The 11,865-nt window shown below is 28.8% G+C and carries 13 protein-coding genes; 11 read left to right on the top strand and 2 right to left on the bottom strand.

The features are described from left to right. Positions 1 to 21: 21 nt before the first annotated feature. Positions 22 to 417, bottom strand: a complete 396-nt coding sequence (locus tag ACFEL5_RS00790; RefSeq protein WP_375315467.1) for a phosphate acyltransferase — start codon at positions 415 to 417, stop codon at positions 22 to 24. 628 nt (positions 418 to 1,045) lie between these two features. Between ACFEL5_RS00790 and ACFEL5_RS00785 the strand changes: the two genes are divergently transcribed. The 3 genes from ACFEL5_RS00785 (at position 1,046) to ACFEL5_RS00775 (ending at position 2,734) form a co-directional block, all read left to right on the top strand. Then, the gene (locus ACFEL5_RS00785; RefSeq protein WP_375315036.1) at positions 1,046 to 1,210 is read left to right on the top strand and encodes a hypothetical protein; all 165 of its coding nucleotides are present in this window, start codon (positions 1,046 to 1,048) and stop codon (positions 1,208 to 1,210) included. Positions 1,211 to 1,592: 382 nt separating this feature from the next. Then, the gene (locus tag ACFEL5_RS00780) at positions 1,593 to 2,093 is read left to right on the top strand and encodes a hypothetical protein (RefSeq protein ID WP_342278098.1); all 501 of its coding nucleotides are present in this window, start codon (positions 1,593 to 1,595) and stop codon (positions 2,091 to 2,093) included. 17 nt (positions 2,094 to 2,110) lie between these two features. Continuing rightward, positions 2,111 to 2,734 (top strand): IMP dehydrogenase, encoded by a 624-nt coding sequence (locus ACFEL5_RS00775; protein ID WP_375315466.1) that lies wholly within the window; start codon positions 2,111 to 2,113, stop codon positions 2,732 to 2,734. On the opposite strand, the gene ACFEL5_RS00770 is transcribed toward ACFEL5_RS00775, so the two are convergent. Then, a complete protein-coding gene (locus ACFEL5_RS00770; RefSeq protein ID WP_338966716.1) occupies positions 2,731 to 3,675 on the bottom strand; it encodes an IS30 family transposase in 945 nt (314 codons plus the stop codon). The genes ACFEL5_RS00775 and ACFEL5_RS00770 overlap by 4 nt on opposite strands. A gap of 181 nt (positions 3,676 to 3,856) precedes the next feature. Here ACFEL5_RS00770 and ACFEL5_RS00765 point away from each other — a divergent pair, with 181 nt between their 5' ends. The 8 genes from ACFEL5_RS00765 to ACFEL5_RS00730 all read left to right on the top strand — a co-directional run bounded on the left by ACFEL5_RS00765 (position 3,857) and on the right by ACFEL5_RS00730 (position 11,845). After that, positions 3,857 to 5,266 carry an FAD-dependent oxidoreductase gene (locus ACFEL5_RS00765; RefSeq protein ID WP_375315465.1) on the top strand — a complete coding sequence of 470 codons (1,410 nt, stop codon included), beginning with the start codon at positions 3,857 to 3,859 and terminating at the stop codon, positions 5,264 to 5,266. Positions 5,267 to 5,281: 15 nt separating this feature from the next. Further along, positions 5,282 to 6,268: a lipoate--protein ligase gene (locus ACFEL5_RS00760; protein ID WP_338968129.1), complete on the top strand. Its 987-nt coding sequence runs from the start codon at positions 5,282 to 5,284 to the stop codon at positions 6,266 to 6,268. 16 nt (positions 6,269 to 6,284) lie between these two features. Next, complete coding sequence (locus tag ACFEL5_RS00755; protein ID WP_338968126.1) at positions 6,285 to 7,373, top strand: thiamine pyrophosphate-dependent enzyme; 1,089 nt, start codon at positions 6,285 to 6,287, stop codon at positions 7,371 to 7,373. Continuing rightward, a complete protein-coding gene (locus tag ACFEL5_RS00750) occupies positions 7,373 to 8,374 on the top strand; it encodes an alpha-ketoacid dehydrogenase subunit beta (protein ID WP_375315464.1) in 1,002 nt (333 codons plus the stop codon). The genes ACFEL5_RS00755 and ACFEL5_RS00750 overlap by 1 nt, the downstream gene beginning before the upstream one ends. Before the next feature lie 19 nt (positions 8,375 to 8,393). Further along, a complete protein-coding gene (locus ACFEL5_RS00745) occupies positions 8,394 to 8,594 on the top strand; it encodes a biotin/lipoyl-containing protein (protein ID WP_375315463.1) in 201 nt (66 codons plus the stop codon). Beyond that, entirely contained in the window at positions 8,578 to 9,654 is a 1,077-nt protein-coding gene (locus ACFEL5_RS00740) for a dihydrolipoamide acetyltransferase family protein (RefSeq protein WP_375315462.1), read from the top strand. The genes ACFEL5_RS00745 and ACFEL5_RS00740 overlap by 17 nt, the downstream gene beginning before the upstream one ends. An 11-nt stretch (positions 9,655 to 9,665) precedes the next feature. Beyond that, positions 9,666 to 11,042: a dihydrolipoyl dehydrogenase gene (gene lpdA, locus ACFEL5_RS00735; RefSeq protein WP_375315461.1), complete on the top strand. Its 1,377-nt coding sequence runs from the start codon at positions 9,666 to 9,668 to the stop codon at positions 11,040 to 11,042. A gap of 68 nt (positions 11,043 to 11,110) precedes the next feature. Beyond that, the gene (locus ACFEL5_RS00730) at positions 11,111 to 11,845 is read left to right on the top strand and encodes a YebC/PmpR family DNA-binding transcriptional regulator (RefSeq protein WP_375315460.1); all 735 of its coding nucleotides are present in this window, start codon (positions 11,111 to 11,113) and stop codon (positions 11,843 to 11,845) included. Positions 11,846 to 11,865 lie beyond the last annotated feature (20 nt).

Here is an 11,865-nt window from a genome sequence, read left to right as displayed (position 1 = left end):
CTTGGTACATAACCTTTAATTTTATCTACTATTTTGATAATTATTTTTTAGATGAAATACAAATGTTAGATAAATACAAAGATAAAAATGAATTTTATAGTTTAGTCGGCATAAAATGTTATAGTTATGTACCAAGTCTAAAGTAATTTTATTTTTACGCATTGTAAACAACTGTTGGGCTAATTCATCAGTTAAACTATCATCAATCGCAATCGTTTTAATACCTGCTCCTAACAAACTTTTAGGAATATCTATCTTATTTTCACAACATAAAATTGGTTCAATATAATTATCACTTTTTAATTTGAGTGCTACTTCTTGAATTTTTGAATTAGTACCCTCAGGAAAAATTAACCGGCGTTTATTATCCAATGATTGTAATTCGATTTTCGCTTTTTCTAATAATTCTTGTAACATCTCTAGTCTCCTCTATATGTATTTTCCACTATTAATGCTATCATAACACTAAACAAAATAAAAATTAAAACAAAATAACGGTCGCGTTTAGTTTTCTTAGGTATTTTTTAAAAAAGAAAAAATAGTCATTTACTATAAATTATTTCAATATGCAAATTAAGTATATATTTCTTATGTATGATTTTTGTTGTAAAAAATTATTTTAATAGACTTGGTACATAACTATAACATTTTATGCCGACTAAACTATAAAATTCATTTTTATCTTTGTATTTATCTAACATTTGTATTTCATCTAAAAAATAATTATCAAAATAGTAGATAAAATTAAAGGTTATGTACCAAGTCTAATGAAATATCGGTTGTAGCATCGAGAGTGATGTATCACATTTAGTAAAACAACAATTAGGATATGGAGCAAAAATATATAATCATAAGAATTTAAATAACTTATTACAGTTAAGAATGGCAAATTTAAACAAATTAAATGTATTACATTAGACTTGGTACATAACCTTTAATTTTATCTACTATTTTGATAATTATTTTTTAGATGAAATACAAATGTTAGATAAATACAAAGATAAAAATGAATTTTATAGTTTAGTCGGCATAAAATGTTATAGTTATGTACCAAGTCTATTATATTAATGAAAATATTAATTCAGAAATAGAAATCAGAAAAGAAATATATAAAAATTCATTATGAAATAAATATAATAATAAAAATGATGATAGTTGAATTAATTATAAAGGTAATGCTGTAACAAATAAATATAATAGATTTAAGTAAGTAAAAATATAAAATTAATATATATTAGTGAAAATTTAATAATATTAATAATTTTTAGTGTGTAAAAATTCAATAATATGGTAAAATAATCATGAATAAAAATGACAATAACAAGGAAAGGCAGGGTTAGTTTAGTAATTAAATAATATAATTAGCTGATTGTTTTACTTCTTCAAAGCAATACCTAAGAAAACTAAACGCGACCGATTTTAAGTTTTATATTGATTATTTTCAAAAAATTGGGTATAATTTTCTAGCGTTTGATTTACGATATCATCATAATGAAATCGCTAATAAAAAAGTAACATTAGGAAGTAATATTAAAGATTTAGTAACAATTATTAATTTATTTAATAGCAAATATCCTCATCAACAAATTTATTTGCTTGGACAGGGATTAGGTGCTAATATTATATCTTGTCTTAGTAATAAAGTATCGGTTACTGGGATAATATTATTGAATATAATTAGTAATCCTAATTATCTTGATAGTGATTTGAAAACAAAATTTATTTCGTTGTATGGTTTTTGATTTGATCGTAATGTTAAATTACCAGTTGTTTTGGTGGAGAAATTAATTAGTAAGAATAAAACTTATCAGTTACAAATTAAGAAATATTTTGAAAATAAGCCGTTTTTATTATGATATCGGTTACAAATGAACTCTTTAATTAATAAATCGTATTGAAAACTTAAAAATTCAAATAAAAAAGTTTTATTATTACAAAGTAATAATCATCCGTTTAGTAATCAAAAAAAAATTAAAAAGTTAATGGGGGCTCATTTACTATATTTCATTGATGATGCGCATGATTTACTATGAAGTAAAAACTATGAGCAATATTGTAAAATGATTCATCAATGAATTGAGAATAGTAGTTAATGTTTAAGGAGAAAAGTATGAAAAGAGAATATTATAATTTTGAAAATATTCGGTTATTACCTAAAAAATGTATTGTTGAATCAAGGAAAGACTGTGATGCCAGTGTGCAGTTAGGTAACTTTAAATTTAAGTTACCAATTGTTCCTGCTAATATGACAACAGTTATTAGTGAAACAATGGCATTATTTTTAGCTAAAAATAATTATTTTTACATTATGCATCGTTTTGAGTTTGATAATGTGGCTTTTGTTGCTAAAATGAAAGCCCAAAATCTTTATAGTTCGATTAGTTTGGGAATTAAATTAGAGGATTATAATGTCATTGATGAATTGAAAGCAAAAAATTTAATTCCTGATTTTATTACTATTGATATTGCTCATGGACATTCGCAATATATGGAAAAGATGCTTAAATACATTAAAATTCATTTACCACAAACATTTGTTATTGCGGGAAATATTGCTACGGTTGAAGCAGCACAAGATTTAGTTTCTTGAGGAGCTGATTGTGTTAAAGTTGGTATTGGTCCGGGAAAAGTTTGTACGACAAAGTTAAAGACTGGTTTTGGCACCGCTGGATGACAACCCAAAGCTTGTTTAGACATTTTTAATACGCCAAATTGTAAAGTTAAGTGCAACTAAATTATTTTTCTAACCAAATATTCGATTGGCGAAAGATAATTTAGTATTTTTCTTGGTCTTTGGTTTAAAGACAATATAAATTTATGAACTGCATTTTTAGTAGTGTTTGAAAAATTAAATTTTTTAGGAAATTTTTCTCTAATTAAACCATTAGTATTTTCATTAGTACCTCTTTGTCAAGGTGAATATGCATCAGCAAAATAAATTTTCACATTTAAATTTTTTTCAAGTTGTTGTCAATTAGCAAATTCTTTACCCCTATCAAATGTTATAGTCTTAACAAGATTATTTGGAAGAATTGATAAATAATGACTAATATTTTTGTTAATAACTTTAGTAGTTCTATTTTCAACTAATATTGCTAAAGTAAATCTTGATGTTCTTTCAACTAAAGTTATTAAACATGATTTACTTTTACCTCGTGATGATACTACAGTATCACCTTCTCAATGGCCAAGAGTTATGCGATTATTAACATTTCGTTCTTTAATGGATTTACCATTAAATTTACCCCGATTTTCTTGAGATTTTCGTTTCTTACCTTTTCTTCTTAAATTTTTACTAGTAACCTTTTCAAGTAATCCAGAATAAATTCAATTGTAAATTGTTTTAAAACTAATAATTCATTCTTGATGAAAATTTTTAATTCTGCCATAAATTTGTTCAGGCGATCAACCTAATAATAATTTTTGTTGTACATATTTTACTAATTCTCTATTTTTAAATTTATGAAAATAAACATGTAATTGTTTTCTATTTTCTGCTTTATTTTGTGCAATTAATGAAAAATAATGATTATTATCTTTATTTCTATTAACTTCTCGATTAATAGTACTAATACTTCGATTAAGATTTTTAGCTATTTCACTAATTTTTACTTTAAATTTCAATTGATTCTCAATATAAATTCTTTCATCTATGCCAAGATGTTTGTATCCCATATAAAAACTCCTTAAATTTACTTTTTCTAAAATAAACTTAGCATCATGAAATTTTTATATGAAATCTTTTGCAATTTTATTTACTTGCACTTACAAGTATAATTCAGCTATTTTAATAATTATCATGAAAAATAACTAGAAACTTAGAAACAAATAAAATTATAGAAGGAGTCAAAAGACGATGAAAGTTATTGCTATTGGTATTAACCATTCAGGGACTACCTTAGTTAGAACCTTAAGTCATTTAAGTAAACAAGATAAAAAGGATATTAAAATTGTAGCATACGATCGTAATGACAATATTTCTTTTTTAGGGTGTGGAATTGCTTTATGAGTTGGTGGTGAAATTAGTAAACCTGATGGCCTATTTTATGCAACGCCAGAATTGTTACAATCAGAAGGTATTGAAGTTCATATGAAACATGAACTTTTGGCTGTTAATAATAAAGAAAAGAAAGTTTTAATCAAAAACTTAGAAACAAATGAAGAGTTTTTTGACACTTATGATAAGTTAGTTATTGGTGTTGGTACTTGACCAATTATTCCTTCAATTCCGGGACTTAAAAATGATGATGGTACAGTTAGTGCTGGTGTTAATATTGTTAAATTATTTCAACATGCAAAACAAATTAAAGCAATAATTGATAATTCAGCAATTAAAAATGTTGTTGTTGGTGCTGGATATATTGGGATTGAATTAGTTGAAGCTTTTAGTCATAATAATAAAAAGGTAACTTTAATTGATATTGAAGATCGGATTATGCCACGATATTATGATGAAGAGTTTACAACACCTGTTCAACAAAGTATGGAAAAAGCAGGTGTTATTATTCGTACAGGTGAAGTTGTTAAAGAGTTTATTAAAGAAAATGGTATTGTTACTAAAGTAATTACTGATAAAAATGAATATGCTGTTGATATGGTACTTTGAGCCGTAGGTTTTAATACCGAAACAAAGATTTTAAAAGATGTTGTTGAATTAGGAGCAAGGGGAGCGATTAAAACTAATAGTTATTTTCAAACTAGTGACCCTGATATTTATGCCATTGGTGATTGCGTTGCGGTTCATAATAATGCTACAAAAGAAAATGCTAATATTGCATTAGCAACAACTGCGGTACGAACGGGTTTAGTGACTGCTTTTAATATCGTTAGGGATAATTCATTAACAAGTCCGGGATTTCAAGCTGCGAATGCGATTTCAGTATTTGGCTGAAAAATGGCGGGTGTTGGTGTTAGCGAAACAGTAGCAAAAATGAGTCAGATGGATGTTGATACAGTATTTTTTGAAGATAATGATCGTCCTGAGTTTTTAGAACCGCATGTTAAGGTAAAAATTAAAATTGTTTGAGAAAAAGCATCTAGAAAAATTATTGGGGCACAAATTGCTTCAAAAGCAAATCATACGGAAGTTATTTATATGTTTTCTTTGGCAATTATGAAAGGTTTAACGATTGATGAGTTACCGTTAGTAGATATTTTCTTTTTACCGCATTTTAATAAACCATATAATTTTGTAACTTTAGCAAGTTTAAAAGCATTAGGGATGGATTATTTTCATCAATCAGTTGATGAAAATAATAATAATTAAGAATAAATTTTAGTTATGATTTATATTGAAAATAATAGTAAAAATCCTTATTTTAATTTAGCTCTTGAAGAATATTTAATGAAAAATTATCCGAATGATGATGATATTTTATTACTTTGACAAAATGATAATACAATTGTTATTGGTCGTAATCAAAATGCGTATGAAGAAATTAATGTTAAGCAAGTAAAAGCGGATAATGTCAAAGTAGTTCGCCGATTATCTGGTGGTGGTACTGTGTATCATGATGAAGGGAATTTAAATTTTTCTTTTATAAAAAAACGAAGTTCAAATGTTGTTAATAACTATTATCATTTTTTGCAACCAATAATTAGTGTTTTGCAAAAATTAGGAATATATGCTGAATTTTCTGGTAAAAATGATATTTTAATTGCTGGTAAAAAGATTTCTGGTAATGCTCAGTATGCAAATAGTAATAAAATATTACATCATGGAACAGTTCTTTTTAATGTGGATTTGTTAAAGTTAGGGGCATACCTTAATGTTGATCCATTAAAGATGCAGTCTAAGGCGATTAAGTCTGTGCAAGCACGGGTTACTAATATTTTACCGCTATTAAAAGATAAAATTACGATTATGGAATTTAAAGCTTTGATTATTACTGAGTTATTAAAAGGAGAAAATAAAAAGGTTATTTTATCTTCTGAACAATTGGAGGAAATTAATAAATTAGCAATAGCGAAGTATGCATCGTGAGAATGGAATTATGGTATTGCTCCTAAATTTCAAATTCAAAATAAGAAACTTTATGAGCATAAAGGAACTGTTACTGTTGGTTTAAATGTTAATGCTGGTATTATTACTGATATTAAAATTTCTGGTGATTTTATGGGTTATTATGGTACTGAGATTATTGAACAACAGTTAGTTGGTTGTAAGTATGATTATGAGCATATTGCTGGGCAATTGCAAAATATAAATATTGAAGAAATTTTTGGAGTTAATTTTATTGCTTCGGAAATTATTGATTTAATAATTTAAGAAAGGAATTATTTAAATGTTTAATGATTATAGTGATTTGAAGTTTGAAGTATTTCAAATTATGAATGAAAAAAGTGAAATTGTTAAGCCTGATTTGATGCCAAAAATTAGTGATGAATTATTACTAAAAGCGTATCGTTTTATGTGTTTATCAAGAAAACAAGAAGAAATTCAAACTGAAATTAGTGAGGGTGGTAAAAATCTTAATTTTTTAGCATCAGCAGGACAAGAAGCAACCGAAGTGGGGTATGCGATTCATTTACGAAAAGGAATTGATTGATTAGTTCCGGCATATCGTAATAATGCTGCTTGAATTACAGCTGGTTTTCCGATTGAAAATATTTACTTGTATTGATTAGGAAATGAAGCAGGAAGTAAAGTTCCCGAAGATATTAATGTCTTACCAGTTAATATTCCGATTGGGACTCAATATTCCCATGCAACCGGAATTGCGTTTGCTGAAAAGTTTAAACAAAGTGATGGTATTGTTATTACTACGATTGGTGATGGGGGAACGAGTGAAGGTGAAGTTTATGAAGCAATGAACTTTGCTGCGATTCATAAATTACCCGTAATTTTTATGGTGGAAAATAATCAGTGGTCATTAACCACGCCGCGAAAAAAAGCATCAGCAACGGCATCTTTAGCAATTAGAGGTGTGGGTGTTGGGATTGCTAGTGCGCAAGTTGATGGCAATGATTTTTTTGCAGTTTATGCAATGGTTGAAAAAGCAATTGCTCGTGCAAAAGCTGGTGAAGGGCCAACCTTTATTGAAGCAATTACTTATCGGCGTTTTGCTCATTCAGCATCGGATATTAAAAAAGATTATTATGATCCGCAATTAGAAGCTGAATGATTAAAAAAAGATCCGCTTGACCGGTTAAGAAATTATTTAATTGCTAATAAAAAATGAGATGAAACCAAACAAAAACAATTAGATGTTGAAAATGAAGTATTAATTCGTAATGAAATTAATAGTGCAATGAATAAAAAAGATACAAAATTGGCAGATATTTTTCAATATACATATGCAAAAATGACACCGCAATTAGAAGAACAATTAGCAGAGGCACAAGCATATTTTGCAAAGGAAGGTAATAACTAATGGCACTATATAGTAATATTCAAGCATTAACTAATGCATTAGACATTGCAATGGAACGCGATAAGACAATAGTTACTTATGGTGAAGATGTTGGTTTTGTTGGTGGCGTTTTTCGGGCAACGAGAGGTTTACAAAAGAAACATGGTGAAAATCGTTGTTTTGATGCGCCAATTGCTGAAGCTAGTTTAGTAGGAATTGCTGCTGGAATGGCTTTTAATGGACTTCGTCCGATTGTAGAATTACAGTTTCAAGGGTTTGCTTATCCGGCGTTTCAACAATTATTTTGCCATATAGCTCGGTTTCGTAATCGTACAAGAGGAAGATTTACTTGTCCAATGGTTATCCGAATGCCAGTTAATTTGTGAGGTTTAAAAGGTTTGGAACATCATTCTGAAGCGATTGAAGCAATGTTTGCACATGTGCCTGGTTTTAAAGTTGTTATTCCGGCTAAACCTAGTGATGTTAAAGGATTAATGTTAGCTGCAGTGGAATGTGATGATCCCGTAATATTTTTAGAACCGTTAAGAAATTATTATACGCCCAAAGAAGAAGTTGCTGATGGGCATTATACAATTGAAATTGGTAAGGCAAAACAAATTACTAAATGAGAAGCGAGTGATAATCCTGATTTAACAATTGTTACTTATGGACCGTTAGTTTATGATTGTGAAGCTGCTGTTGCTAAATTGCAACAAGAAGGAATGAAAATTGAATTAATTGATTTAATGACAATTCATCCGTGAGATGAGGCAACAGTTGTTGCTTCTGTTAAAAAGACAGGAAGAATATTAGTAGCGCATGAAGCAGTTAAATCTTTTTCAGTATCTTCAGAAATTATTACGACAATTAATGAAAAATGTTTTGAATATTTACAATGTCCGCCAGCGAGATTAACAGGTTATGATGTGACTGTTCCTTTATATCAAGGTGAACATTGATTTAAAATTACTGAAAAAAGAATTATTGATAAAGTAAAAACAATGATGACATATTTAGCTTAAGTGAGAAAGGAGTAGAGATATGATAGAATTTAAATTTTTAGGTCTTGATGGTGATATTAATGAAGGTCAAATAACACAAATTTATGTTAAGGTTGGCGATGATATTAAAAAAGGTCAAGATTTATTTGAGTTAGAAGCAGATAAACTTTCTCAACCAATAGTTGCTGAATTTGATGGTAAAATTGGTCAAATTAATTTTGCAATTGGCGATATTTATTAAGGCCGGTGATGTCTTTGCTAGTAGTAATCCTAGTAATAATGTTCCTTCATCTAATAAGTCAGAAGAAATTATTAATAAACAAGTTTTATCAAATGTGATGGAAACTAATCCTGAAAAATCAAATAAGAAAGTATTAGCAACACCATTAGCACGAAGAATGGCTCGTGAATTAGGGATTGATATTACAACTATTAAGGGGACAGGTCCTAACGGCAGAGTATTAAAACAAGATTTAGTCGGTGGGCATTCTTTATCTAGTGAAGCTAAATCATCAAAATTAGTAACAGAAAAACCGTTAGCGGTTGTTCCACCAATGCAATCTCGTGGTGATGATTTTTCTTCAAAGCCAGCATCACAAGCAGAACAGCGGGTAAAAATGACACCAACCAGAAAAGCAATTTCTAAAGCAATGAAAAATTCAGTATTTACAATTCCGCATACTAGTTTAATGACACAAGTAAATGTTACTGCTTTAGTGCAATTACGAGCACAATTAAAAACGACAGTTATTAAACCTGATTTTAAATTAACTTATATGCCATTTTTTATTAAGGCAGTTACGATGGCTTTAAAAGAATTTCCAATAATTAATGCCCGATTAGATGAAGTAACAGAAGAAATTGTTTATCATAATTATTATAATATTGGCATTGCTGCTGATACTGATGCGGGATTAATTGTTCCTGTTATTAAAGATGCTGATCAACAAGATATTTTTAATTTAGCTGTTGTTTACAATGACTTAGTTGCCAGAGTTAGAAATAAGAAATTAATTCCTTCGGAAATGAAAGATGGAACTTTTACGATTACTAATTATGGTTCTGTTGGTTTAGATTTTGGAACGCCAGTTATTAATTATCCCGAAGCAGCGATTTTGGGTATTGGGGCAATTAAAAAAACACCGGTTGTTGATGACAGTGGCAATATTGTTGTTAATGATTTATTACCGTTATCAATATCAATTGACCATCGTATAATTGATGGTGCTGATGCTGGAAGATTTATGTTGCATTTAAAGAAATTATTAGAAGCACCAACTTCATTGCTAATTTCATATTAAGGAGAAAATAAATGGATAAATTTGATGTAATTATTATTGGCGGTGGTCCTGGTGGCTATGTGGCTGCCATTAAAGCAGCCCAAGTTGGTTTAAAAACCCTTATTATTGAAAAACAATGATGAGGTGGTGTTTGTTTAAATATTGGTTGTATTCCAACAAAAGCATTATTAAAAAGTGCTAAAGTTTTAAATTATTTTAAGCATGCTAAAAGTTATGGTGTTGATGTTAATGCGACAACAATTAAACCTAATTGAGATGAAATGCAAATTAGAAAATCTGGGGTTGTTAAAAAATTAACCCAAGGTGTTGAACATTTATTGAAAAAAAACCAAGTTGAAAAAGTATTTGGTGAAGCTAAGATTATTGATAAAAATACTGTGGAAGTTAATGGTAAAAGATATGCTGGTAATAATTTAATTATTGCTACTGGTTCGGTATCACGAGTTTTAGATTTACCTGGTTTTAAAGAAGCGAAAGAAAATAATTTTTTAATTACTAGTCGGCAAATTTTATCATTAAAAGAAATTCCTAAAAAATTAACAATTATTGGTGGCGGTGTTATTGGCATTGAGTTTGCTTGTTTATTTAGTACTTTAGGAACAGAAGTTACCATTGTTCAAGGAGTGGATAAGATTTTAGAATTATTAGATAATGATATTAGTTTAGAAATGACAAAAGTATTAAAATCAATGGGCGTTAAGCTTGAACTTAATGCTAAAATAACAGCGATTAAAGATAAAACATTAGTGTTTATGCAATCGGGACAAGAAAAGCAACTTACTAGTGATTTTATATTAATTTCTGTTGGTAGAGTTCCTGTAATTAAGGGGTTAGAAGCATTAAATCTTGAATTAGGACCTAGAAAAAATATTAAAATTAATGACCGTTGTCAAACTAATGTGGAAAATATTTATGCTATTGGTGATGTCGCTGCTGATAAGATGTTAGCTCATGTGGCATCAGCACAAGGAATTGTTGCGGTGGAAAATATTTTAGGTAAGAATAGTAAAATGGATATGGATTATATTGCGAGTTGTATTTATTCGTTTCCAGAAATTGCTAGTGTTGGTTTAACAGAGCAACAATGTCAAGATAAACAATTATCGTTTAGTAGTTTTAAGTTTCCTTTATCGGGTAATGGTAAAGCATTAGCTGATGGTGAAATAACGGGATTTGCTAAAATTTTAGCCAATAAACAAACTGGTGAGATTTATGGGGCTCATATTATTTCGGGAACAGCAACGGATATGATTACGGAAGTGACAACAACAATGGTTAGTGAAGGAACAATTTATGAGTTGGCAAAAACAATTCATCCTCATCCAACTTTATCAGAAGTTGTGATGGAAGCGGCGCACGGAATTATTGATAAACCAATTCATGGTTAATTAAATTAAAAAAAGATAACACTGTTATCTTTTTTTAATTTAAAATTTTAATGAAAAGGAGAATTATTATGGCAGGACATTCAAAATGAGCAAATATTAAGCATCGTAAAGCAGCCCAAGATAAAATTCGTGGTAAAATTTTTCAAAAAATTTTACGCCAATTAAATACTGCGGTAAGAAACGGTGGGGTTAATGTTGAAACTAACAATCAATTGCGATTGCTCATTGAAAAAGCAAAAACAGTTAATATGCCTAAAGAAAATATTGACCGTGCTTTAAAGAAATTTAGTCAAGATAATAGTAATCTTAATTATGAAGAAATTATTTATGAAGGTTTTGTTGCGGGACATATTGCTGTTATGGTTGAATGTTTAACGGATAATCGTAATCGTACAGCGACTAATGTTCGGAGTATTTTTAATAAAGCTAAAGGAACATTAGGCGTTACTGGCAGTGTTCGTTATCTTTTTACTCGGGTGGGACTATTAGTTTTTACTAATAAGATGGTTAGTGTGGATGAAGTTTTTGAATGAGCTTTAGAAATTGCGGCTATTGATGTTAATAATGATGAAGGAACATTTATTATTACGACAACTGTTGATAGGTTTTGAATAACCAAAACCTTTTTAGAATCTAAGGGTGTTACTGCCTTTGATGTTAGTGAAATTATTTTTCAACCGAATAAAACAGTATCCTTAGAAAATGAAATTGCGATTGAACAGTTTTGACAGTTAATTAATTCCTTAGAAGCTGATGATGATGTGCAAAATATTTATTATAACTTTGTGGAAGATGATAATTAAAAAGGAAATTATATTACTAA

The organism is Spiroplasma endosymbiont of Tipula paludosa (genome assembly GCF_964264785.1).
Classification (GTDB): Bacteria; Bacillota_I; Bacilli_A; order Mycoplasmatales; family Nriv7; genus Nriv7.
This window is presented reverse-complemented; position numbering and strand designations above follow the sequence as displayed.